Source organism: Streptomyces albireticuli, from assembly GCF_021228125.1.
Taxonomy (GTDB): domain Bacteria; phylum Actinomycetota; class Actinomycetes; order Streptomycetales; family Streptomycetaceae; genus Streptomyces; species Streptomyces albireticuli.
The window spans coordinates 190,415-214,628 of record NZ_JAJQQS010000009.1 but is presented as its reverse complement, the minus strand read 5'-3'; the positions used below and the strand labels follow the sequence as shown (position 1 = coordinate 214,628).

Annotated in this window: 18 protein-coding genes and 1 riboswitch; of the genes, 3 read left to right on the top strand and 15 right to left on the bottom strand. The window is 73.0% G+C overall.

Annotation, left to right across the window (positions count from 1 at the left end):
- Window positions 1-67 precede the first annotated feature (67 nt).
- The 9 genes from LUZ64_RS18620 to LUZ64_RS18580 all read right to left on the bottom strand — a co-directional run bounded on the left by LUZ64_RS18620 (window position 68) and on the right by LUZ64_RS18580 (window position 10,205).
- Window positions 68-1,453 carry an NAD(P)/FAD-dependent oxidoreductase gene (locus tag LUZ64_RS18620; RefSeq protein ID WP_095584554.1) on the bottom strand — a complete coding sequence of 462 codons (1,386 nt, stop codon included), beginning with the start codon at window positions 1,451-1,453 and terminating at the stop codon, window positions 68-70.
- A 355-nt stretch (window positions 1,454-1,808) separates the two neighbouring features.
- Window positions 1,809-2,750 carry a Ppx/GppA phosphatase family protein gene (locus LUZ64_RS18615; protein WP_095584555.1) on the bottom strand — a complete coding sequence of 314 codons (942 nt, stop codon included), beginning with the start codon at window positions 2,748-2,750 and terminating at the stop codon, window positions 1,809-1,811.
- On the bottom strand, window positions 2,747-3,277 hold the full coding sequence (locus LUZ64_RS18610) for a DUF501 domain-containing protein (protein ID WP_095584556.1): 531 nt from the start codon (window positions 3,275-3,277) through the stop codon (window positions 2,747-2,749). Before LUZ64_RS18610 ends, LUZ64_RS18615 begins: the two co-directional genes overlap by 4 nt.
- A gap of 48 nt (window positions 3,278-3,325) precedes the next feature.
- Window positions 3,326-3,796, bottom strand: coding sequence for an FtsB family cell division protein (locus tag LUZ64_RS18605; protein ID WP_095584557.1), 471 nt, complete (start codon window positions 3,794-3,796; stop codon window positions 3,326-3,328).
- 114 nt (window positions 3,797-3,910) lie between these two features.
- Window positions 3,911-5,191 (bottom strand): phosphopyruvate hydratase, encoded by a 1,281-nt coding sequence (eno, locus tag LUZ64_RS18600; protein WP_095584558.1) that lies wholly within the window; start codon window positions 5,189-5,191, stop codon window positions 3,911-3,913.
- A 338-nt stretch (window positions 5,192-5,529) separates the two neighbouring features.
- Window positions 5,530-6,285 carry a LysM peptidoglycan-binding domain-containing protein gene (locus LUZ64_RS18595; RefSeq protein WP_095584559.1) on the bottom strand — a complete coding sequence of 252 codons (756 nt, stop codon included), beginning with the start codon at window positions 6,283-6,285 and terminating at the stop codon, window positions 5,530-5,532.
- A gap of 3 nt (window positions 6,286-6,288) precedes the next feature.
- Window positions 6,289-6,475: riboswitch (cyclic di-AMP (ydaO/yuaA leader) on the bottom strand.
- Window positions 6,476-6,737: 262 nt separating this feature from the next.
- Window positions 6,738-7,775 (bottom strand): transglycosylase family protein, encoded by a 1,038-nt coding sequence (locus tag LUZ64_RS18590; RefSeq protein ID WP_308251430.1) that lies wholly within the window; start codon window positions 7,773-7,775, stop codon window positions 6,738-6,740.
- Window positions 7,776-7,965: 190 nt separating this feature from the next.
- Entirely contained in the window at window positions 7,966-9,228 is a 1,263-nt protein-coding gene (locus LUZ64_RS18585) for a cytochrome P450 family protein (protein ID WP_095584561.1), read from the bottom strand.
- A 545-nt stretch (window positions 9,229-9,773) separates the two neighbouring features.
- On the bottom strand, window positions 9,774-10,205 hold the full coding sequence (locus LUZ64_RS18580) for a DUF6479 family protein (protein ID WP_095578374.1): 432 nt from the start codon (window positions 10,203-10,205) through the stop codon (window positions 9,774-9,776).
- 178 nt (window positions 10,206-10,383) lie between these two features.
- Here LUZ64_RS18580 and LUZ64_RS18575 point away from each other — a divergent pair, with 178 nt between their 5' ends.
- Complete coding sequence (locus tag LUZ64_RS18575) at window positions 10,384-11,145, top strand: hypothetical protein (protein WP_095578373.1); 762 nt, start codon at window positions 10,384-10,386, stop codon at window positions 11,143-11,145.
- A gap of 2 nt (window positions 11,146-11,147) precedes the next feature.
- Here LUZ64_RS18575 and LUZ64_RS18570 read toward each other — a convergent pair whose 3' ends face one another.
- From LUZ64_RS18570 to LUZ64_RS18550, 5 genes are all read right to left on the bottom strand, one after another.
- Entirely contained in the window at window positions 11,148-12,122 is a 975-nt protein-coding gene (locus LUZ64_RS18570; RefSeq protein WP_095578372.1) for a nucleoside triphosphate pyrophosphohydrolase, read from the bottom strand.
- A gap of 167 nt (window positions 12,123-12,289) precedes the next feature.
- Window positions 12,290-12,907 carry a SurA N-terminal domain-containing protein gene (locus LUZ64_RS18565; protein WP_095578371.1) on the bottom strand — a complete coding sequence of 206 codons (618 nt, stop codon included), beginning with the start codon at window positions 12,905-12,907 and terminating at the stop codon, window positions 12,290-12,292.
- A gap of 204 nt (window positions 12,908-13,111) precedes the next feature.
- A complete protein-coding gene (locus LUZ64_RS18560; RefSeq protein WP_095578370.1) occupies window positions 13,112-14,674 on the bottom strand; it encodes a serine/threonine-protein kinase in 1,563 nt (520 codons plus the stop codon).
- Window positions 14,671-15,609: a hypothetical protein gene (locus LUZ64_RS18555; protein ID WP_232390161.1), complete on the bottom strand. Its 939-nt coding sequence runs from the start codon at window positions 15,607-15,609 to the stop codon at window positions 14,671-14,673. Before LUZ64_RS18555 ends, LUZ64_RS18560 begins: the two co-directional genes overlap by 4 nt.
- Before the next feature lie 88 nt (window positions 15,610-15,697).
- A complete protein-coding gene (locus LUZ64_RS18550; RefSeq protein WP_095580607.1) occupies window positions 15,698-17,806 on the bottom strand; it encodes an N-6 DNA methylase in 2,109 nt (702 codons plus the stop codon).
- A gap of 196 nt (window positions 17,807-18,002) precedes the next feature.
- Between LUZ64_RS18550 and LUZ64_RS18545 the strand changes: the two genes are divergently transcribed.
- Together LUZ64_RS18545 and LUZ64_RS18540 are read left to right on the top strand one after the other, a co-directional pair.
- Entirely contained in the window at window positions 18,003-18,749 is a 747-nt protein-coding gene (locus LUZ64_RS18545; protein WP_095580605.1) for an Rv1352/Rv1906c domain-containing protein, read from the top strand.
- A 173-nt stretch (window positions 18,750-18,922) separates the two neighbouring features.
- On the top strand, window positions 18,923-20,389 hold the full coding sequence (locus LUZ64_RS18540; protein ID WP_095580603.1) for a DUF2079 domain-containing protein: 1,467 nt from the start codon (window positions 18,923-18,925) through the stop codon (window positions 20,387-20,389).
- Window positions 20,390-20,553: 164 nt separating this feature from the next.
- On the opposite strand, the gene mfd is transcribed toward LUZ64_RS18540, so the two are convergent.
- Window positions 20,554-24,087: a transcription-repair coupling factor gene (gene mfd / locus LUZ64_RS18535; protein ID WP_095580601.1), complete on the bottom strand. Its 3,534-nt coding sequence runs from the start codon at window positions 24,085-24,087 to the stop codon at window positions 20,554-20,556.
- Window positions 24,088-24,214: the final 127 nt, after the last annotated feature.

The window sequence follows — 24,214 nt, the reverse complement described above, 5'->3', positions numbered from 1 at the left end:
ATTGGTGGACGCCTTCCGGCTACGACGACCGCGGTAGCGCGAGCTCCGCGGATCGGACCAGCGGACTTCAGGAAGCCTTGGCCTTCTGCGAGGGCGCCGAGGCGTCCTGCGGCTTGGGGGCCGGCTTGGCCGCCTCGTAGAACTCCTCGCGGGGGTTCTCCATGGCGCCGAGCGAGACGACCTCGCGCTTGAGGAACATGCCGAGGGTCCAGTCCGCGAAGACGCGGATCTTGCGGTTCCAGGTCGGCATGGCCAGACCGTGGTAGCCACGGTGCATGTACCAGGCGAGACGGCCCTTGAGCTTGATCTTCATCTTGCCCATGACGATCATCGCGACGCCCTTGTGGAGGCCGAGGCCCGCCACCGCACCCTTGTTGGCGTGCTCGTACGTCTTCTGCGGGAAGCCGCGCATGCCCGAGATGACGTTGTCACCGAGGACCTTGGCCTGCCGCAGCGCGTGCTGGGCGTTCGGCGGGCACCAGGCGTTGGGGTTGCCGGCCTTGCGGCCGATCATGTCCGGGACCTGGGCGTTGTCGCCGGCGGCCCAGATGTAGTCGGTGCCCTGGACCTGGAGGGTCTCGGAGGTGTCGACGTGGCCGCGCGGGCCCAGCGGCAGGCCGAAGCGGGCCAGCGCCGGGTTGGGCTTGACGCCCGCGGTCCACACGATCGTGTTGGAGTCGACCTCGAGGCCGTTCTTCAGCACGACGTGGCCGTCGATGCAGGAGTCCATCGAGGTGGAGAGGTGGATCTCGACCCCACGGCTCTCCAGGTGCTCCTTGCCGTACGCGCCGAGCTTCGGCCCGACCTCGGGAAGGATCTTGTCCGCGGCGTCGACCAGGACGAAGCGCATGTCCTCGCGCTTGACGTTCGGGTAGTACTTCGCGGCGTCGCGGGCCATGTCCTCGACCTCGCCGACCGTCTCGGCGCCGGCGAAGCCGCCACCGATGAAGACGAAGGTGAGCGCCTTGCGGCGGATCTCCTCGTCGGTCGTGGAGTCGGCCTTGTCGAGCTGCTCGAGGACGTGGTTGCGCAGGCCGATGGCCTCCTCGATGCCCTTCATGCCGATGCCGTTCTCGGCCAGGCCGGGGATCGGGAAGGTACGGGAGACCGCGCCGAGCGCGATGACCAGGTAGTCGAAGGGCAGCTCATAGGCCTCGCCGACGAGCGGCGCGACCGTGGCGACCTTGCGGTCCTGATCGATGGTGGTGACGCGGCCGGTGAGGACCTCCGCCTTGGGGAGCACGCGTCGCAGCGGCACCACGACGTGGCGGGGGGAGATGCTGCCGGCAGCTGCTTCGGGCAGGAAGGGCTGGTAGGTCATGTACGAGCGCGGGTCGACGACTGTGACGGTCGCCTCCGCGTACCGCATCTTCTTCAGGATGCGGCGCGCCGCGTACAGGCCGACGTACCCGCCGCCTACTACGAGGATCCGTGGACGCTCCGTGGTGCTCATGTTTCGAGTATCCAGCACTCCCGACACGGGTGCTCGTGAGCCCCTTCACAAGGTGTGGGGGCCTGTCTGCTACACTCCGCCGCCTCCGTGACCCATGTCATGGTACGGAAAGGGAACCACCGCGTCCGGGCGTGCGTTGTGCACCCCCACTGAACTGGCCTTGTGGCGTGTGAGGCGACTGGACCACTGGTCCGGAGCCGCCTGCATAAACGTTCCTTTAACCCACCCGAAACCGGACCCATTCCGGTCGCGACAGCCCCCGGGACGGACAAAGGGGACCCAAAGGTCCCCTGCCGTGGCCCGTCGGCCATTTTTTCATGTGAAGGATTTCACGAACCTTTTTCCGCGGTGCCCGTCAGGCGACGCTCCAGGCGATCCCGTCGAGGATGTCGTGCTCGCTCACGACGACCTCCCGGGCCCCCGTCCGCTCCATGATCGAGCGCAGGACGAGCGCCCCGGCGGCGATCACGTCGACCCGGCCCGGGTGCATCACGGGGATCGCCGCACGCTGTTCGTGCGTCGACGTCAGCAGCTCGTCGGTGATCTCTTGCACCCGTTCCAGCGAGATACGGGAGTGGTGGATCACCGACCAGTCGTACTCCCGGAGGCCGAGGGCGATCGCGGCGACGGTGGTGACCGAGCCGGCCAGCCCCACGAGCGTCTTCGCCTCGCCCAGCGGAACGGTCTCCTCCGCGAGGTCGAGGGCGGCCTCTATGTCGGCCCTCATCGCGGCGATCCGGTCGGCCGCCGGCGGGTCGGACACCTCGCCGTCCACCACCAGATGACGCTCCGTCATCCGGACGCAGCCCACGTCCACGCTGCGCGCGGCCCGCACCCGGTCGTCGCCCACGACGAACTCCGTGGAGCCGCCGCCGATGTCGACCACCAGATACGGCTTCGCCAGGTCGTCGCGGCCGGTCAGCTCCTTGGTCGCGCCGGTGAAGGAGAACTCCGCCTCCTGGTCACCGCTGATCACCTCGGGCTCCACGCCCAGGATCTCCACGACCCCGCGCACGAAGTCCGCGCGGTTCTCCGCGTCGCGCGAGGCGGAGGTCGCCACGAAGCGGGTGCGCTCGGCCTTCAGCTCGCGGATGACCTCCGCGTACTCCCGGCAGGCGGCGAAGGTCCGCTCCAGGGCCTCGTCGGCCAGCCGGCCGGTGCGGTCCACGCCCTGGCCGAGCCGGACGATCGTCATCCGGCGGTCCAGCTCGGTGAGCTCCCCGGTGGCCGGGTCCAGGTCGGCGACCAGCAGCCGGATGGAGTTCGTGCCGCAGTCGACCGCGGCGACGCGGGTCACTTCTCGTCACCCCCGCAGGGGCTCACGCACGGACCCTTCGCCCACCACTCGGGCAGCATCGCGATCGCCTCGTCGCCCAGCGGGTTCACCCCCGGGCCGGCGGCCAGCGAGTGGCCGACGAGGACGTGCAGGCACTTCACGCGGTCCGGCATGCCGCCCGCGCTCGGGAAGCCCTCCAGCACCTCGATCGCGTCACGGCGGGTGATGTAGTCGTCGTGCGCGGCCTGGTAGGCGGCGGCCAGCTCCGGGTCGGTCTTGAGGCGCGCCGTCATCTCCTTCATGACGCCGTCCGCCTCCAGCGTGCCGATGGCGGAGGCCGCGCGCGGGCAGGTCAGGTAGTACAGCGTCGGGAACGGCGTACCGTCCTCAAGGCGCGGCTGGGTCTCGACGACATCGGGGTTGCCGCAGGGGCAGCGGTGGGCGATGGTGCGCAGCCCGCGCGGCGGGCGGCCCAGCTGCTCCTTGAACGCGGCGATGTCCGCGTCGGTGGGCTCGGTGGGCTCGGTCTTCGGAGGAGGGGTGTCCATGTGCTCGCTCGTGCTCGCTCGGTCTCGGATCGGGGTCGGGGGTGCGGCTCAGGGCGTGTCGGCGTCGGCGGTGTCCACGCCGTCCCAGAGGTTGCTGTACCAGGGGCGGTCCGCGGCGCCCTGGTCCTCGGGCCGCTTGGCGTCGCCGCTGCCGTCGACCACGCTGTAGCCGGTCTCGCCCTCGCGCACGTAGTGCAGGTGCTCGCGCGCCTGCTGCTCGACGTAGGCCGGGTCCTCCAGGCGCGCCTTGTGGTCCAGCAGCCGCTGCACCTGCTCGCGCGCCCGCTCGGACTGGCGCCGCTGGTCGGCGATGTCCGAGCGCTGGGTGACCCACTGGCGCATGGGGTAGGCGAGGGCGACGACCAGGGAGCAGACGACGAGCGCGAGGAGCGCGGCGCGGCCGGTGAGCCGGCTGCGGCGGGGCGGCTTGGCGCGGTAGGTCCGGGCCGAGGGCCCGTTGACGAGCACCGTGCCGAGCGCCTTGAGCTTGGTCGCGGTGGAGAACCGGTCAGCCACCACATCGCCTCCCCGTTACGAACGTACGTCCCCGGCCACGGTACGGGACCGTGGCCGGGGACGTAGTGAGGCTGTCGACTCTCCCGGGGGAGTTTCTCGGCTCCCCGGGGGAGATTCTCAGCCCTTGAAGCGCGGGAAGGCGCTGCGGCCCGCGTACACCGCGGCGTCGTCGAGGATCTCCTCGATGCGCAGCAGCTGGTTGTACTTGGCGACGCGCTCGGAGCGGGCCGGGGCACCGGTCTTGATCTGGCCGCAGTTGGTGGCGACGGCCAGGTCGGCGATGGTGACGTCCTCGGTCTCGCCGGAGCGGTGCGACATCATGCACTTGAAGCCGTTGCGCTGGGCCAGCTCGACGGCGTCCAGGGTCTCGGTCAGCGAACCGATCTGGTTGACCTTGACCAGCAGGGCGTTGGCGGCGCCCTCCTCGATGCCGCGGCCGAGGCGCTCGGGGTTGGTGACGAACAGGTCGTCACCGACGATCTGCACCTTGTCGCCGAGGCGCTCGGTGAGGGTCTGCCAGCCGGCCCAGTCGTCCTCGAACAGCGGGTCCTCGATGGAGACCAGCGGGTACGCGGCGACGAGCTCGGCGTAGTAGTCGGTCATCTCGGCGGCCGAGCGGGACTTGCCCTCGAACTCGTACGCGCCGTCCTTGTAGAACTCGGAGGCGGCGACGTCGAGCGCGAGCGCCACGTCCTGGCCGGGGGTGTAACCGGCCTCCTTGATGGCCTCGAGGATGAGGTCGAGGGCCTCGCGGTTGGAGCCCAGGTTCGGGGCGAAGCCGCCCTCGTCGCCGAGGCCGGTGGACAGGCCCTTGCGCTTCAGGACGGCCTTGAGGGTGTGGTAGACCTCGGTGCCCCAGCGCAGCGCCTCGGAGAAGGACTCGGCGCCGATCGGCGCGATCATGAACTCCTGGATGTCGACGTTGGAGTCGGCGTGCGACCCACCGTTGAGGATGTTCATCATCGGAACGGGCAGCAGGTGCGCGTTCGGGCCGCCGAGGTAGCGGAAGAGCGGCAGGTCGGAGGCCTCGGACGCGGCGTGCGCGACGGCGAGGGAGACGCCGAGGATGGCGTTGGCGCCGAGCGAGCCCTTGTTGTCGGTGGCGTCCAGGTCGAACATGGCCTGGTCGATCAGGCGCTGCTCGGTGGCGTCGTAGCCGACGAGCTCCGGGCCGATCTGCTCGATGACGGCCAGGACGGCCTTCTCGACGCCCTTGCCGAGGTAACGGTTCTTGTCACCGTCACGGAGCTCGATGGCCTCGAAGGCACCGGTCGAGGCACCGGACGGCACGGCGGCACGGCCCGTGGAGCCGTCGTCGAGGCCGACCTCGACCTCGACCGTGGGGTTGCCTCGCGAGTCGAGGATCTCGCGAGCTACGACGACGTCGATGGACGGCACGAGGGTCTCCTTCGTGTGTGTCTGGAGTTCTGGGCACGAGCCTAACGGGCTCCGGGGGCTCCCCCTGCCGTTGGACCGGTTTCCCGGGCCGGGAAGCCGGAAAAAACAACACAAACGCCGAGATCAGCGGACGAATGTCAAGGGTGTTCGCTCAGCGGTGAAGGGGTCGGGGAACTCCCCGGGGCCCGGAGGCAGCGGGCCGGGAAACGGCGGAAGCCCCGCTCCGGCCCGCGCCCGGGGGCGCGGCGGAGCGGGGCGACCGCTGCGTTCGGTGTCCGGGCCCCGGCCGGCAGGCGGTCGACGGGGGCCGGACGGCGGGGCGCGGTGCGCCCGCCGGGTCAGCGCAGGTGCAGCTGCTGACCGACGAAGATCAGGTCGGCGTCCTCGACGACGTCCTTGTTCAGCTTGTGGAGCTCCTGCCAGCCGCCCTTGACCTTCTGGGTCTCGGCGATCTTGGCGAGGGTGTCGCCTTCCTTGACCTGGTACTCGCCGTCGCCCTTCTTGAAGGAACCCGAGGCGGAGTGCTTCGGGGCGGCGGGCTTCGGCGCGGGGGCCTCGTCCTGGTCGTCGGCCTGCGGGGCGACGTACTTCGGGGCGCTCTGCTTCGGGGTGGTCCGCTTGGGCGCGGCCTGGCGCTCGCTGCGGTCGGCGTGCGACTTGGTGGAGGTGCCTCGCGAGGACTTGGTGGTGCTGCCGGAGCCGGACGTGTCCACGTCGGCCTTCGGGCCACCGGCGGTCAGGCCGCCCGGGCCGGCGCAGCCCCAGGCACCCGGGCCCTGCATGGCGAGCAGCTTCTCGGCGACGGCGATCTGCTGGCTCTTGGTGGCCTGGTGCGGGTACGCGGCGTACTGGCCGCCGCCCGCGGCGTCCCAGGAGGACTTCGAGAACTGGAGGCCGCCGTAGTAGCCGTTGCCGTTGTTGATGGACCAGTCGCCACTGGACTCGCACTGGGCGACCTTGTCCCAGGTGGAGACGGAGGCGGCGTTCGCGGAGGTGGCGATCATCAGCGGGGCGGCGACGGCCGCGCCGGTGACACCGGCGAGCGTGACGATACGGACGGCCTTGGACGGACGACGGTGCTTGCCCTTGGACATGAGTCGTTTCCTCACCGACGCCTACGAGGTGAGCTGTCGGGTTCGGGCTAGTGAGTTCGCCCGGCCGGTCGTGCGAGCACTCCCGGCTTCACCCCTAGCCGTTCCGGTCTCCCCCGGCCTTGGTCGACCGACGGAATCCGTCCCGGCACTTACCTGGTTCCCCCGCTCCTGCCTACGGCGCTCAACGCGACGACTCCGCCGGCCGCCGGCAGGATTCGGCGTGGCGACCGTGGTGCTCGCGGTGGCGAGCGGTCACGACGGTAAACACAGTCGGCCGGAGGGTTCAAACCCCTCTTTCCAGCCACAGTTGCCTCTAGTTACCCATGGGAACCCGACATTTCCGCAGGTGAGAGGCGGTGCGGAAAGTTCGGGAGGATGGCGTTCCGCCGAAAAGCAACGAGACCCATGTCTCACTTTCGACTGGGAACGGACATTCCCCCCGAACTGCCGCGCTATTTGCCCATCTCAAGCTTCTGACCAGGAAGGATCAGGTCCGGATCCTTGCCGACCACCTTCTCGTTGCGCTCGTAGAGCGAGTGCCAGCCACCCGTAACGGAGTGCTTCTCCGCTATCGCTGACAGATTGTCACCGGCTCGGACGGTGTAGTCGCCCGCCGCCGGCACCCCGGGGCGCGCCTCGTCGCCGCCGCGGGAGGGGCGCTCCCCGCCGTCCGAACGCGGCGGATCCGCGCGGTGCTTGCCGGTGCCCTCCCCGGCGGGGGTGCCGGGCGTACCGGAGTCCGCGGGGCCCGGGCTCGTGCCGGGGGTGCCCGTAGGCGGGTTGACGGGGCCCGGGGCGGACGGGCCGGAGCCCGTGGGGATTTCGGTGGGGTCGTCCGTGGGGGTGCCGCCGTGCCCGGCGTCCGGCCGCTCGCCCGCGGGGGCCGAGGGCGTATCGGAGGGCGTCCCAGACGGGGAGCCGGCGTCCTTGCCGGGCTTCGCGGAGCCGGAAGGGGTTCCGCTCGGGGCGGGTGCCGACGGGGACGGCGAGGAGGACGGTTCGGAGGGCTTCGCCGATCCGGACGGTTCCGCCGGCTTGGAGGGCTCCGTCGGACGCGCCGACGCGTCCGAATCCGGGCGGCCCGTCGACGGGGACGGGGAGTGCTCCGGCGCGCGCGGGGCGGAGGGCGCCTCCCGCGAGGGATCCTTCGTGCTGCCGGGGTTCACCTCCGGAGCCGGGCCGTTCTTGCCGAGCCCGGCCGACGTACCGCAGTTCCGCCAGGTGCCCGGGCCGCTGCCGTTGAGGATCTTCTCCGCGACGGCTATCTGCTGGGACCTGCTCGCGAGGTCGGGGCGCGGGGCGTACGTGCGGCCGCCGTTCTGCTCCCAGAGCTCCTGGGTGAGCTGGAGTCCGCCGTACGAGCCGTTGCCGGCGTTGGCGCTCCACATGCCTCCGCTCTCGCACTGCGCGACGCGGTCCCAGGTCGGGGCGTCGGCGGCGTGGGCGCCCGTGGCGGCGAGCAGCGGCATGGCGAGCGCCGATCCCGTCACCCCCGCGGCGACCACGATGGCGGGTGCCTGGCGGGGTCTGCGATGTCGACCGTTCCCGGAGCGCATGCGGTGGCCTCTCGTGTGGCGGCGGATATGGTCGTCGAAGATAGCGACGGCCCCCGGGAGTCACAAGCCGGTGTAGCGCAGGTCACGCGCAGATCACATGCGGGGCGCATGGTATGACATGGGGTCATTTTCCCTGTGCCGTGAACTCCACCGGAAGCGTGCGCAGTCCGCGCATGATGAGCCCTCCGCGCCAGCGCAGCTCCTCCGGGTCGGCGGCCAGCCGCAGGTCCGGAAGGCGGCGCAGGAGCGTCGCGAGCGCCGCCTGGCCCTCCAGCCGGGCGAGCGGCGCGCCCAGGCAGTAGTGGATGCCGTGGCCGTAGCCGAGGTGCTGGTTGTCGCGGCGGGCGAGGTCGAGGGTGTCGGGGTCGGCGAACCGCTCGGGGTCGCGGTCGGCGGCGGCGAGGACGACGAGCACGGGGTCGCCCTCGGCGACGCGCTGCCCGCCGAGCGTCAGGTCCTGGGTGGCGAACCGCCAGGTGGCGAGCTCCACCGGCCCGTCGTAGCGGAGCAGCTCCTCGACACCGGTGGCGAGCAGGGTCTCGTCACCCTCGGCCAGGGCCCGCTGGAGCCGCGCGCGCTGCTCCGGATGGCGCAGCAGGGCGTAGGTTCCGTTACCGATCAGGTTCACAGTTGTTTCGAAACCGGCGAAGAGGAGGATGAAGGCCATCGCCGCGGCCTCGTTCTCCGTCAGGTGCTCACCGTGGTCGCTCGCCCGGATAAGACCGGAGATGAGGTCTTCTCCCGGGTTCTCCCGCTTACGGTGGATCAGTTCCGCCAGATAGGTGCGCATCCGCTTGACCGCGCGGGCGACGCCGCCGCGCGGCCCGCCGCCGTGGCGGATCATCATGCCCGCCCAGTCGCGGAAGTCGTCCTGGTCCTCGCGCGGCACGCCGAGCAGGTCGCAGATCGCGTAGATGGGGAGGGGAAAGGCGAACTCGTGGATGAGGTCGGCCTCCCCTCTCTCCGCGAAGCCGTCGATGAGCTGGTCGGTCAGCTCCTGGACGCGGGGCGCGAACTCCGCGACCCGGCGCGGGGTGAACGCCTTGGAGACCAGCCGGCGCAGCCGGGTGTGGTCCGGCGGGTCGATGTTGAGCAGGTGCGTCATCAGATTGGCGCTGCGCTCGCCGGGGATGCCGACCTTGCCCTTGCCGTGGGCGGACTCGGAGTGGTGCACGGGGTTCTTCGAGAGCCGCTGGTCGGCGAGCGCCTGGCGGGCGTCGGCGTACCGGGTGACCAGCCATGCCTCGACACCGCTGGGGAGAGCGGTGCGGTGCACGGGGGCGTGCTCGCGCAGCCAGGCGTACGCCGGGTACGGATCGGCGGCGAACTCCCAGGTGAAGAGGGGAGGCGCGGGGGCGGGGGCGGGCGAGGCGGTCTTGTCGTGCACGCTCCGACGCTACTAGGAGGGCGGGGTGGGGGTGGGCGGGGTGAGCGGGGCCAGCGGGGTGGGAGGGGTGAGCGGGGCCACAGGGGTGGGCGGGGTGAGCAGGGCCACCAGGGCGGCCGGGGCCACCGGGGTGGCCGGGGCGACCGGTGGTCGGTACGGCCGTGCCGCCGACGTGGCGGGGGCGGTCAGGGAGCCGGAACGGGCGGGACGGCCGGGGCGACCGGGATGACCGGGATGACCGAGGCGACCGGGACAACCGGGACGGGCAGGGCATCCGAGGCGGCCGGGACAACCGGGACGGGCGGGGCATCCAAGGTGGCCGGGACGGGCGGGACGGGCAGGAAGGGCGGGGCATCCGAGGCGGCCGGGGTCACCGGCGCGGCCGGGACCGCCGGGCCTCGTCCGCTGCGGCCCGGTCACGCGGCGGAGCCGCGCGTCGCCCGCGTCGCCCGCGTCGGCAGGGGCGAGCGGGCCGAGGGGTCGCGGAGCGCGCGGCGGGGGCGGGCAGAGGGACCGTCCCCGCGCCGTGGCGCGACCCGGCGGCCTCAGTGGTGGCCGGGGCCGCCGCTGCCGAAGCCGCCGCTGCTGTTCGGGTTCCACTTCTTCCGCTCCTCCGACAGTTCCTCGGGGTGGCTCCCCGGGTTCTGCACCTCGTGCGGGAGCACCCGCTCCCCCTCCGCCTCGGGGTGCAGCTCGTGCGACTCGCGGTGCTCGGTGACATAGCCGACCACACCCTCCTCGTCGTTGTGCCCGGGCCCGTGGTCGGGCGACGTCGGCCCGGTCTCGTGCTCCTGGCGCGTCTGCCAGGCCCCCATCCGGCGCTGCGGCGCGGACGGCGGCGGCGGCTCCTGGTCCCGCTTCCGGAAGCCCTTGACGACGGCGACGATCAGCAGCGCGACCACGACGATGCCGACGATGAACTGGATGATGCCCCCCGCCCAGTGCGGGGCGGCGAGGACTGAGTACTCGATGCGCATGGATCTCGGGTACCCGGCGGCCGCCCGGACAAGTCGGCACCTAGGCCGAACGGGTGCCCGACCGGAGGCGAACCGGCCCCGAAGTCATACTTACGTTCGACATTCGGGTCATTTGATGATCTTGCCGCTCCGGCCGTTCCCCGGCCGGCCGCCGGATCCGTTTCCCTAAGGAACAACCGTGCACGTTCACCCCCGCCGGTTCGCGGTCGCCACCCTGGCCGCCTCGACGCTGCTGCTGGCCACCGCCTGCGACGGCGGCTCCGGCAGTGGCCCCGGCAGCGGCTCCGGCGCCGGAGCCACGTCGAGCCCCGGAAACAAGGCGAAGCCGAGCAGCGCCCCGGAGCACCTCACCGCCGCCCGGGCGAAGAACGCCCTCATCGGGACCGCGGACCTGCCGGCCGGCTGGAAGCTGGAGGAGAACGCGGTCATCGACAAGACCATGGGCGCCCCCGACGAGATCCTCGACAAGGCCCGCGCCCAGTGCGCGCCCCTGGTGACCCTCATCAACTCCGGCCGTCCCGAGGCGGACTACAAGGCGAACGTCCAGCAGGTCTTCGTCAAGCGGGGCGACGAGACCAACATCAGCCAGGACGTCAGCGGCTACACCCGCGAGCAGGCCGAGAAGGCCATGACCGCGCTGCGCACCGCCGTCGGCGCCTGCTCCTCCTTCACCAGCACCATGAACGGCAAGAAGGCCGCGGTGACGGTGCGGAAGCTCGACGTGGCGAAGGCCGGCGACGACTCGCTCGGCTACGCCGTCACCATCCTCGTCGGCGAGTACGCCATGGACTTCGACTTCGGCACCGTGCGCAGCCGCGGCGCCGTCACGACGGTCCGCAACAACTGGGGCGCCCACGGCGACCGCGGCAAGGAGGCGTTCACCAAGGGTCTCGCCAAGGCCGCCGAGAAGCTGACGGCGGCCGCGGCCGGGACGGCCTGACCTCAGCCGGCCGTGCCCCGCGCCGCCTCCGCGGCCACGATCGCGTCGCGGTAGGCGCGCGCGGCGGCGCGCAGGGCGGTCTCCGGCTCGACGCCCGACGCCTCGGCGCGCGCCGCCAGGGCCAGCAGTTCGTAGCCGAAGCCGGCCCCGTCCGGAAGGGCCACGTCCAGGCCCTCCGTACGGACCCGGGAGGCCAGCTTCGCCGCGAGAGCGAGCGCCGGCTGCCCCAGCGGGACGCCCTCGGTCACCGAGTCGCGGCCCTTCTCCTCCGCCTTGGCGCGCAGCCAGTGCGCCTTGACCTCCTCCGGGGTCTCGGCGCTCTCCTCGCCGAAGACGTGCGGGTGGCGGTGGATGAGCTTGTCGACGATCGTGCCCGCCACGTCGTCGATAGCGAAGGGCTCGTCCGGGTCGTCCTGGGCGATCCGGGCGTGGAAGACCACCTGGAGCAGGACGTCACCGAGCTCCTCGCGCAGCGCCTCCCGGTCCCCGGTCTCGATGGCCTCGAGCATCTCGTACATCTCTTCGAGCCCGTACTTCGCCAGGTCCTCGTGGGTGCGGATGCCGCTCCACGGGCAGGCGCGGCGGATCCGGTCCATCACCTGGACCAGGTCCAGCAGCCGGGCGCCGGGCAGATCGTACGAGCCGGGGAGCAGTTCCAGGGCGGGCATCGCCTCCCGGCCGGAGCCCGCCAGCCGGGCCAGCCCGTCGGTGAGGGCCGACTCGCCCTCGGCGGAGGTGAGCACGACCGCGCCACGGCCGGCCAGGCAGTAGTCGACCAGCTCGCGGGCGGTGGCCGAGCCGTGCTCGACCTCGATCCCGGCCTCCCGCAGATAGGGCAGCTGCGGGTGGCCGGGGTCGGCGCACAGCACCCGGTCGGCGGCGCGCAGCGCCTGCCAGGCGGGCCAGGACAGCAGGCCCGGGGCGACCCGGTGGCTGGTGGTGAGCAGGACGATGCGGCCAGGTTCGGACTCGTTCACACGGCCGAGCCTAGGCGACGCCGCGGACGGCGGCCCAGGCGCGCCGCGTCAGGCACCGTCCGGGCCCTGTTCCTGGCCCTGTTCCTGGCCCTGTTCCTGGCCCTGTTCCGGTCCCTGTTCCGGCACGGCCCGGGCGGGTGCGCCGGTACGGGCGGGCCCGGCACGGCTCAGGCCGGGCGCTCCGCGACGGGCGCGGCGGCGCGCAGCCAGGGCTCCCTGGCGGTCTGCGCCGTGCCCCGCTTGGAGTCCCAGGTGCCGTAGCGGGGGTTGACGTCGACGTGCAGGGCGTCGGAGGTGCGCATCAGGAGCTGGTTGGTCCGCTCGGTGCCGAACCTGGCGTCGAGCTTGGCGCGGACGAGCTCCACGGTCAGGGCCCGCTCGATCTGGTCCGGCGCGATCCCGAGCGCGAGGAACCTGTCGCGCACCGCCTCGGGGCCGCCGTTGGAGCGCTCGACCTGGGCGCGCTGCTCCTGGAGCTCGCGACGGGAGACGGTGACGTCGTTGTCCTTGCCCGCCTTCTCGACGATGCGGTACTGGATGAGCCGTACGAGGGTGTCCTGGCCGAGCCGGGCGCTGTTGGCCGCCGCCTGCTGCCCCTGCGGGGAGGACCGCTGTGCCTCCCGGACCTCCGCCACGCGCGCCTGGAGCTGGGAGACGGTGATCCGGTCGTGGCCCACGACGGCCGCGGCGCCCGGATGGGCGGTGGAGCCGCAGGCGGTGAGGGCCGGGGCCGCGGCCAGCAGGGCGACGGCGGAGACGGAGAGCGCGGTCCTTCGGCGGATCATGAAGCCTCCCGGCAAAGATCGTGCGACGGTTCCTCGATGTTAGGGAGTCGGTGTGACGCGGGCCACCGATTCGACCAACGATTCGCGATTCGCGGAGACGCGCGGCCGTACCGACGGACCGTCAGAACGTCGCCGGGGCAGGCGTCGACACGCCCGCATCCCCCGAGGGGGGAGCGGGCACGGGGCAGGTCGGCGCCGCCCCCGTCAGGCCCTCACCTGACCGAGCCACTGGAGGGTGTGCCGGATCTCGGCGGGCAGCGGGTGGTGCGGACCGTGCAGCCGCTCGGCGTCGTGGAGCAGGGCGACGAGCGTGTCGTGGGCGGCCTGCCGGTCGCCGAGGGACAGCAGCAGATGGCCGATGCGGCGGCGGATGTCCAGGGGGGTGGTGGGGTCGTCCGGGTAGCCCTCGAAGCGCGGGAGCAGTGCGCGGTACTCGGCGAGCGCCGCGACCGCCTCCCCGAGCTGCTCCAGGCACTGCGCGGCGTCGTACTGGAAGCGCAGCACCCGGCGCGCGGCCTGCGGGCCGCTCTCCATGGCGTAGTCCTCGGCGAGGTGGCGCAGTTCGGGCAGCGCGCGCCGGTACTGGCCGTCGTCCATCAGCGTGGCCGCGTACTGCCTGCGGAGGGTGCGCACCACCGTGGACCGCTCGCCGTGCTCGGCGGCGGCCGCGGGGAGGATCGAGCCGAGGAGGTCCACGGCCTGGGTGATGCCGCCCTGGTCGAGAAGGCGCTTGACCTCTTCCACCGCTTCCGCCACGTCGGGGCCGCTGGGCGCCTCCGGCGGCGGGCCGAGCAGCGCCGTCGCGGGGACGGGCGCGGGCTGGGCGGCGGTGGCGGCCCGGTCGGGCCAGGGGGCGTGCGGCAGAAGGAAGGGACGCGTGGGGTTCATGGGGCCCAGGGCCGGTCCGGCGGCGCCGCCCGTGGTCGTGCCGGGGAGCGGTAGCAGGGGCGCGAGCGCCTGGTACGCCTCCTGGGCGTCGGCGAGGCGGTGCAGCGGGTCCTTGGCCATCAGCCGCAGGACGAGCTCCTCCAGGGGCCGGGGCACCTCGGGCCGCAGCTGGCGGACGGGGACGGGCGGCTCGTAGAGATGGCGGTGGAGCACGCCCAGCGCCGTCGAGCCGGCGAACGGCACCTCGCCGACGAGCAGTTCATGGAGCAGCACGCCCAGGGCGTAAAGGTCGGTGTACGGACCGACCGCGCCGCCCATGGCCTGCTCCGGCGCCATATAGGCGGGGCTGCCGATGGGTGAACCGGTGCGGGTGAGGCGGGTGGTGTCGGTGTCCAGGACGGAGGCGACGCCGAGGTCGAGGACGAGCACCGAGCCGTCCGGGCGGACCATGACGTTCCGCGGCTTGAGGTCGCGGTGGACGATCGGCACGGCGTGCACCGCGGAGAGCACGGAGCACAGCTGCGCCGCCACGGAGACGGCCCAGGGCCAGGGGTAGGGGTCGTTCTCGGCGAGGTGGTCGGCGAGGTCGGCGCCCTCGACGTACTGCATGACGAGGTAGAGCTCCTCGCCGTCGCTGCCCGCGTCATGGACGGTGACGAGGCCGCGGTGGTCGACCTGGGCGGTGACCCGGCACTCACGGACGAAGCGGCGGCGCATCTCGTCGGCGCCCTCGGTGCCGGCCATCCGGTCGGGACGGAGCAGCTTCACGGCGACGCGGCGGTCCAGGCGGCGGTCGTAGGCGGTCCACACCTGGCCCATGCCGCCCTGGCCGATGACCGTGGCGAGTTCGTAGCGGTCGGCGATGACGCGGCCGTTCACAGGCCCCGCTCTCTACGGTCCCGGGGTTCCCTGCGCAGGAGGTCGCTCAACTCGTCCAGCTCCGCGCGCACTTCGTCGAGGCGCTGCGGCTGGTACGGCGTCGCGGCCTGGGGGCGGCGGTGCCGGCCCGGGGCCTGCGGCTGGGGCTGGCCGGGAGCCTGAGCCTGGGCGCCCGGCCACGGCGGGGGCGTGGAGACGGGCGGCGCGGGGGCCGGCGGGGGCTGGGGTATGTAGCCGTACGAAGGGGTCGGCGGCACCTGCGGGGCGTGCGGCGACTGAGGGTGGGACGGCGGGAAGGGCGACGTCCGGGACGGGGGCTGCTGAAGGTGGGGCTGCTGGGTTTGGGGCTGGAGGTGGGGCGGCCGGGGCCGGGACGGCGGCTGAGGCTGGGACGGCTGGGCGGGGAACGGCGCCCGGAAGGGCTGGGTCTCCGCGAAGGACTGGGCGGCGTGCGCGGAGCGGGCGTCCCGGAGGTCCGGCGCCGGGGGCGGCCCCGGCTGCCCGTACGACCGGGCATCGGCCGGGTAGGCGTGGGCCGCGTAGGCGTCGTACGGCCCGGCCGGGGCGGGGGCCTGCGGGAATGCGGGCACGAGCTGGGCGGCGAGGTCCTTCTGGTGCTTGATGTCGCCCCAGACATAGGAGGTGAGGGTGAGGCCGCCCATCGCTAGCAGCACGATGATCGCCACATTGGGCCAGACCGTGTCGGCGAGCGACGTCCGGAAGAAGGAGATGAGATAGAGGGAGAGGACCAGCACTCCCCAGAACCGCGCCCAGTCCTGGCCCCGCCGGCGGACGATGGCGAGCCTCAGCATCGGCACCCAGCACAGGATGCCGAGCGAGCACACGGTGAGGACGATGACGACCGCCCTGGTGGCGATCACCATCGTTCTGCCGGGTCGGCTGTTCTGCGGCGGTGCGAGGCCGGGGCCGTTCATTCCTGCTCCTGGAGTGCGGTTGTGCCTGAGCCTATCTACCGACCCGGACAACACCGCCCCAGTTGTACGGATCAGACGGTGTAACAGATCACTCCGGCCGGACCGTGCCGTCGGTCAGTCCGTCGTACAGCCCCTGGACGAGGCGCTCGCCCAGCCGCTCGGTGAGCCGCAGCGCCTCCTCGAACGCGGCGAGTTCGCGGAACCGGGTGCCGTAACGGCGCTGGTCGGCCAGGGGCAGCCGGGGCACCTGGAGCCGGCGCACGTCGAGCCGGGTGGCGGTGGAGGCGTAGCTGCTGGCCTGGCGCTGGTTGGCGCTGCCGCGCAGGAAGCCGGCGAGGAACCAGGCGTCGAGCGCGGCCGGGTCGGGCCGCAGGAGGAACAGGCCGCGGCCGAGGGCGGCCCCGGCGGTGGCCTCGTCGACCACGCGGGCGGCGGTGACGTCGCCGAGGACGGGCACCACGACGTCGCCGGCCTCGACGAGGACGGGCTCTTCGGCCGGGCCCTCGGGGAGGGTGCCGGAGGGGGCGCCGCCCGCCTTGACGTCGTAGTCGGTGAGGACGGGCGGGGCGGCGGCACCCGGCTCGGGGACGGCACCGGGGCCGCCGGCGCGCAGCACGAGGGCTCCGGCGCGGGCGAGTTCGCCGACGGTGGTGGCGGGCCAGCGGGCGGGGTCGGCGGGCTCGGCGGGCAGGGCCGGGGCCAGGTCGCCGGCCCGGCGCAGGGCGAGGGTGAGCCGGTCGTGCACATCGGCGAGCTCGGCGGTGCCACCACCGGCGGCGGGCGGCGGGAGGTGCCGGGCCGGGGCGAGGTCCACGTCGTCGTCGAGGAGGTCGATGACGGGCAGCGAGCGGCACCGGCCGGGCCGCTCGGCGACCGTGCCGTGCCGGTCGAAGTCCTCCCACGCCTCGAGGGCGGCGGTGCGCACGGCCTGCCAGGGGAGCTTGTCACGGCCCGCCGGGGCGGGGCCGGTGACACCGGCGGTGTCGACGAGCAGGACGTGGGGGCCGGCCGACTGCTGGGCGCCGGGCCGGCGCAGCACCCACAGGTGGAGGGGGATGCCGTAGGGCGGCGCGGCCCCGGCGGGCAGGGCGATCACGGCGCGCAGGGCGCCGCGGCGCAGGAGGTCGGCGCGGATCCGGCGGCCGGAGCGGCGGGAGGCGACGGCCGGCGGCATCAGCAGGACGGCGGTGCCGCCGGGGCGCAGGCGGGCGAGGGCGTGCTGCACCCAGGCGAGCTCGGATTCGGTGCGGGCGGGGAAGCCGTACTCCCAGCGCGGGTCGTAGGCCAGCTCATCGTGGCCCCAGTTGCGTTCGTTGAACGGGGGGTGGCACAGCACGGCGTCGGCAGCGGAATCCGCGAAGGCGTCGGCGCGCAGGCTGTCGCCGGCGCGCACCCGCACCCGGCCGTCGCCGTGCAGGGCGAGGCGGAGGGCGGTGAGGGCGGCGAGCTCGGGGTCGGCCTCCTGGCCGTGGACCTCGGCCGGGGTGGGGGTGCCCGTGGTGACGGCGGCGTGCAGCAGGCCGCCGGTGCCGCACGCGGGGTCGAGGACGGTGTGCGGCCGCCGGCGGTCCGCGGGGTCCTGGGCGGCTCCCGGGGGGAGGCCGAGGGCGAGGGCGGCCATCAGCTCGGCGGGGCCGGCCGGGGTCAGGGTGTACTGCCGGGGGTTGGCGTCGAGGTGCCGGCCGAGGAGGAATTCGTAGACCTGGGCGGCGCTCCGGCCCGCGGCGAGCTCGGCGGCGCCGCGGAGGAAGGCGGAGGAGACGGCCAGCTCGGCGGGGCCGGGCACGGTGACGGGGTGGTGCTCGCCGAGCCGGGCGGCGAGCACGGCCTCCAGGGCCGTGGGCAGCTCCTCGGCCAGCTTGAGGTCGGTGAGGGCGGCGAGCTCCAGCCACGTGGTGGGGCGGTCGTGGACGAGGAGGAGGACCGCGCCCGCGGTGCGCAGGGCGGCCGCGGCGCCGGCCGGGTCGCCGCTGAGCTGCTGCCAGACGCGCTCGCGCAGGGGCACCTCGGCGAGCTTGCCCTGGTGGCGCAGCCAGGTCTCGACGTCGCCGAGGGCGAAGGTCGGGCTGGTCTCGGTGCCCCCTATGGGCTGGGGGAAGTCGGAATGGCGCCGGCGCCAATTGCTGACGGCCGCGCGGCCCACTCCGGCCAGCCGGGCGATCCCGGCCGCGGTCACTTCCGCTGCGCTCTCCGGCACCGGGCTCCCCTCTCACTCGCACGCTCGTGGGCCTGCGTCGTCTCGCTGTGGTGCCGAGCATACCCGCGCACGCCGACCCGACCCCTTCACAGGCGTGAACTCACTCGTTCTCGTGAACCCTGTTGACTCGGTTCACAGCGTCTGTTGTTATTGCCTCATCGGTTCACGACTTTCCTCACGCCGAAAGGTGTCAGTCATGTCTCACCACGCCAACCCCCACAAGCAGCGGAGCTGGTTCGCGCGGCACAAGGTCCTCACCGGGGCCGGCGCGCTCGTCGTGATCGTCGGGATCGGCGCCGCGGTCGGCGGTGGCGGCGACGAGGGCGAGGACAAGCCCACGGCCTCGTCGTCCTTGGAGCAGGGCGGCGCGGGCAAGGGCGCGGAGAAGGACACGGCCAAGGGCGGCGCCCAGGACGGCAAGGACGGCAAGGACGGCAAGGCCAAGAAGAAGGCGGACATCTCCGGGAACGGCACGTTCCAGGTCGGTTCGGACATCAAGCCGGGCACGTACCGCTCCACCGGCAACAAGCTGGGGTGTTACTGGGAGCGCGCCAAGGACTCCAGCGGCGGCCTCGACTCGATCCTCGCCAATGACAACGCGCAGGGGTCCAGCTATGTGACGGTCAAGGCGGACGACAAGATCTTCAAGACGCGCGGCTGCAAGGGCTGGCACCGCGTCGCGGAGGACAAGACGGGGGCGGCCCCGCAGACCCAGGTGTCCGGCAACGGCATGTACCGCGTGGGTGTCGACATAGCCCCGGGTACCTACAAGGCCGAGGGCAACAAATCGGGGTGCTACTGGGAGCGCGACAAGGACGCCCTCCACGAGATGGACTCCATCGAGGCCAACGAGAACGTCACCGGCAGCGGCATCGTGACGCTTTCCCCCCAGGACGGGTACTTCAAGACCAACGGCTGCGCGGACTGGAAGAAGGCGGGCTGATCCGCCCCGGGGGCCGAGGCGGTCCGGACCAGACCGAACCGGTCCGGGCGACGGCCCGTCTCCTGAAGGGGGCCGGACACCCAGGGGCGCCGCGTATCTTTTCCGACAGTCGTCCCGTCCTCCCGGGCGGTCGCCCCACGCGTCCCCCGCAGCCCCAGAGAAAAGGACTCCCCATGGAACCGGCCGCAGCCGCCACCGCTCCGGCACCGGACCGGCGCGCGGCCGAGGCGGCGCCCGGGGACCGGCCCCGCGCCGCCCGCCTGCGCGCACCACGGCTCGATCCCTACTGGGTGGCGGGCGCCCTCTTCGTCCTCTTCACCACACTGTCGGTCTGCCGGCACCGCCGGATGCTCACCATGTCCTGGGACCTGGGGATCTTCGAGCAGGCCATACGGGGCTACGCCCACCTCCAGGCACCGGTGGCCGACCTCAAGGGCCCGGGCACCAACATCCTCGGCGACCACTTCAGCCCGGTCACGGCGCTCCTCGCCCCGCTCTACCGGCTCTTCCCGGGCCCGGTCGTCCTGCTCGTCGCCCAGGCCGCCCTCTTCGCCCTGTCCGCCGTGCCCGTCACCCGGCTCGCCGCCGGGCTGCTCGGCCGCAAGCGCGGCCTGGCCGTCGGCCTCGCCTACGGCCTGTCCTGGGGCGTCCAGCGCGCCGTCGACTTCGACTTCCACGAGATCGCCTTCGCGATGCCGCTGCTCGCCTTCTCCCTGGAGGCGGTGGTCCGGCGGCGCTGGCGGGCCGCGATGGCCTGGGCCCTGCCGCTCGTCCTCGTCAAGGAGGACCTCGGGATCACTGTGGCCGCGATCGGCGTGGTCGTTCTGATACGCCTGCGCGGCACCCGGCGCGAGCCGCACACCGCCGCGCTCGCCATCGGGCTCGTCTCCTTCGGGCTCGCCTTCGCCGCCCTCGCGTTCGGCGTGATCATCCCCGGCTTCAACAACGACGGCTCCTACGACTACTGGACCAAGCTCGGCGCCGGCGACGGACCCGCCCCGACCATCCCCGCCGACACCGCGATCCGCACGCTGCTCTGGCTGCTGCTGCCCACCACCGGGCTCCTCGCCCTGCGCTCCCCGCTGCTGATCGTCGCGCTGCCCACCCTCGGCTGGCGGTTCGCCTCCCACGACGACCACTACTGGGGCACCGACTGGCACTACAGCGCCGTGCTCATGCCCGTCGTCTTCATCGCCCTCATCGACGCCCTCACCCGGGCCCGCGAGAGCCGCCGCCCCTGGCTGCGCTCCTACGCGGACCACCTGCCCGGCGCCGTGCTCGCGGCGGCCCTGGCCCTGACCGCGTCGCTCCCGCTCTACGGCCTGACCGAGCCCGACACCTACCGGGTCCCCGCGAGCGTCCGTGCCGCCGAGCGGCTGCTCGACCGCATCCCCGACGACGCCACCGTCGAGTCCGACGTCGGGCCCATAAGCCGGCTGGCGGGGCGCTGCCGGGTGCTGTGGATCGGGGACACCCGGGGGCTGATACCGGAGTACGTGGCGATGCGGACGCCCGACGGCAAGGGGGCGGCGGACGTCGTGGAGGACGTCCGCCGGCTGCATCCCGGTACGGAGTACACGGTGCTGGGCAGCGAGGGCGGGTACACGGTGCTGCGGCGGGTCGCGGCGGGCACCCCCTGACGGAGAGTCCCGCCCCAAGCCGACCCGGCCCGTCCCGACCCGAGCAGACCCGATCCGTCCCGGCCTGACCCGTCCCGCGCCCGGAGGCTCACACCCCCGGGCCCGCGTGCCCGCGGCCCCGGCCCGCACCCCGGCCGTGGACTCCCCCGGCTACCGCCGGGCCGTCACGACCCCAGGATCGTCGTCAGGAACTCCCCCGTCCACGCCAGCAGCTCCCGGCCCACCAGCGGCTTCCCGCCGATCGGGCGGGTGGCCGGCCTCGGCACGAGGATCTGCTGGGTGGCCGGCTTCATGACCGTACGGGGGTAGAGCCGCTTGAGACGCAGCTCCTGGGACTCCCTCAGCTCGACGGGGCCGAAGCGGACGTTCGCCCCCTGGAGGGTGATGTCGGCGACGCCGCACGCCCGCGCGAGCATCCGGAGGCCCGCGACGAGCAGCAGGTTCTCCACCGGCTCCGGGAGCTTGCCGTACCGGTCGGTGAGCTCCTCCCGGACGGCCCGGATGTCCTCCTCGCTGTTGGCCGAGGCGATCGCCCGGTAGGCCTGGAGGCGCAGCCGCTCGCCCGGCGCGTAGTCGTGCGGGACATGCGCGTCGACCGGCAGCTCGATCTTCACCTCCAGCGGAGCCTCCGCCTCCTCCTCGCCGCCCTCGACGGACGCCCGGTAGTCCGCCACGGCCTCGCCGACCATGCGGATATAGAGGTCGAAGCCCACGCCCGCGATGTGCCCGGACTGCTCGCCACCGAGCAGATTGCCCGCGCCGCGGATCTCCAGGTCCTTCATCGCCACGTACATGCCCGCGCCCATCTCGGTGTGCTGGGCGATCGTGGCCAGCCGCTCGTGCGCGGTCTCGGTCAGCGGCTTCTCCGGCGGGTAGAGGAAGTAGGCGTAACCCCGCTCGCGGCTGCGGCCCACGCGGCCGCGCAGCTGGTGCAGCTGCGACAGACCGAAGTTGTCACCGCGCTCGACGATCAGGGTGTTGGCGTTGGAGATGTCGATGCCCGACTCCACGATCGTCGTCGAGACCAGCACGTCGAACTTCTTCTCCCAGAAGTCGACGACGACCTGCTCCAGCGCGCTCTCGCCCATCTGCCCGTGCGCGGTCCGGATCCGCGCCTCCGGGACGATCTCGCGCAGCCGCGCCGCGGCCCGGTCGATGGACTCCACCCGGTTGTGGATGTAGAAGACCTGGCCCTCGCGCAGCAGCTCACGGCGGATGGCCGCGCCGATCTGCTTCTGGTCGTACGGCCCCACGAAGGTGAGCACCGGGTGGCGCTCCTCCGGCGGCGTGGTGATCGTCGACATCTCGCGGATGCCCGTCACCGCCATCTCCAGGGTGCGCGGGATCGGGGTGGCGGACATCGTCAGCACGTCGACGTTGGCGCGCAGCTTCTTCAGCTGCTCCTTGTGCTCCACACCGAAGCGCTGCTCCTCGTCCACGATGACCAGGCCCAGATCCTTGAACTTCGTCTCGGACGAGAAGAGCCGGTGCGTACCGATGACGATGTCGACCGAGCCCTCGCGCAGCCCCTCCAGGACCGCCTTCGCCTCGGTGTCGGTCTGGAACCGCGACAGCGCCTTCACCACCACGGGGAACTGGGAGTAGCGCTCGGAGAACGTCCCGAAGTGCTGCTGCACCAGCAGCGTGGTGGGCACCAGCACGGCGACCTGCTTGCCGTCCTGCACCGCCTTGAACGCCGCGCGGACCGCGATCTCCGTCTTGCCGTAGCCGACGTCGCCGCAGACCAGGCGGTCCATGGGGACGGACTTCTCCATGTCCTCCTTGACCTCGGCGATGGTGGTGAGCTGGTCGGGCGTCTCCGCGTACGGGAAGGCGTCCTCCAGCTCCCGCTGCCAGGGGGTGTCCGCGCCGAAGGAGTGGCCGGGGGCCGCCATCCGCGCCGAGTACAGCTTGATCAGGTCGGCGGCGATCTCCTTGACGGCCTTCTTCGCGCGCGCCTTCGTCTTCGTCCAGTCCGCGCCGCCGAGGCGGTGCAGCGTGGGCGCCTCCCCGCCGACGTACTTGGTGACCTGCTCCAGCTGGTCGGTGGGGATGTAGAGCCGGTCACCCGGCTGGCCGCGCTTGGCGGGCGCGTACTCCACCAGCAGGTATTCGCGGGTCGCGCCCTGGACGGTGCGCTGCACCATCTCGATGTAGCGGCCGACGCCGTGCTGTTCGTGGACGATGTAGTCGCCCGCCTGGAGGGTGAGCGGGTCGATGGTCTTGCGCCGGCGGACCGGCATCCGGCCCAGGTCCTTGCTGGCGGACTTCTGCCCCGAGAGGTCGGTCTCGGTGAGCACCGCGAGCTTCAGACCGGGGTCGACGAAGCCGTTGTCGAGGCTCGCGCAGGAGACGTGGACGACGGACGGCGACAGCTCGGCCACGTCCGCGTCCAGGCGGGCGGCGATGCCCTCGCCGGAGAGGACCTCGACCGTGCGGGCGGCGGGGCCGTGCCCCTCGGTGACGAAGACGGCCCGCCAGCCGTCCGCGAGCCAGCCCTTGGTGTCGGCCAGGGCGCGGGCGGTGTCGCCGCGGTAGGTCTCGGGGGCGTGCATGCCCAGCTTGAGGGTGTCGCCGTCCGGCTCCTCGTCGGCGGCGAAGGGACTGACGGACCACCACATCATGCCGAGCTCGCGGGCGCGGTCGCGGACGTCCGCGATGCCCCACAGCGAGGCCGCGTCGACGTCGATGGGCGCCTCGCCGCCGCCGGCCGTGGCCGCCCAGGACGCCTGGAGGAACTCCTGGCTGGTGGCGACGAGGTCCGCGGCCCGGGTCCGCACCCGCTCGGGGTCGCAGACGACGGCCATGGCCCCGGCCGGGAGGACGTCGAGCAGCAGCTCCATGTCGTCCACCAGGGCGGGGGCGAGGGACTCCATGCCCTCCACCGCGATGCCCTCGGCGATCTTGCCGAGCAGCTCGCCCAGCTCCGGGTGCTCCTCCGCCAGCTCCGCGGCCCGCGCCCGCACGGCGTCGGTCAGCAGCAGCTCACGGCAGGGCGGCGCCCACAGGCCGTGCTCGGCGGCCTCCAGGGACCGCTGGTCGGCGACCTTGAAGTAGCGGATCTCCTCGACGTCGTCGCCCCAGAACTCCACCCGCAGCGGGTGCTCCTCGGTCGGCGGGAACACATCGAGGATGCCGCCGCGGACGGCGAACTCGCCGCGCTTCTCGACGAGCTCGACCCGGGCGTACGCGGCGGCGGCCAGCGCCTCCGTGACCTCCCCGAGGTCGGCGCTCGCCCCCGTGCGCAGGCTGACGGGCTCCAGGTCGCCGAGCCCCTTGACCTGCGGCTGGAGCACCGAGCGCACGGGCGCGACGACCACGCTCACCGGACCGGCCGCCGGGTCGTCCGCGCTCGGGTGCGCGAGCCGGCGCAGCACGGCGAGGCGCCGGCCGACGGTGTCGGAGCGCGGGGAGAGCCGCTCGTGCGGCAGCGTCTCCCAGGCGGGGAACTCCACCACGCCGTCGGGCGGCAGCAGCGAGCGCAGCGCGGCCGCCAGGTCCTCGGCCTCCCGGCCGGTGGCGGTCACGGCGAGCACGGGGCGCCCGGCGGAGCGGGCGAGGGCGGCGACGGCGAACGGCCGCGCGGCGGGCGGGCCGACGAGGTCGACGTGCGGGCGGTTGCCGTCGGCCGCGGCCTTGACCGCTTCGGCGAGCGCCGGATCGTTGACGACGGCGTCGAGCAGACCGTGCAGGCTCATGAAGGGCTTCCGATCCCGGGTTGGACGTGAGGGACAACGCGAATCGCCCGACACGTACGTACGGGCCGGGGTGCCCCCAGCCTACGACGGTGGAACAGCGGACACCGCTGGAACGATTCGCCCGGGG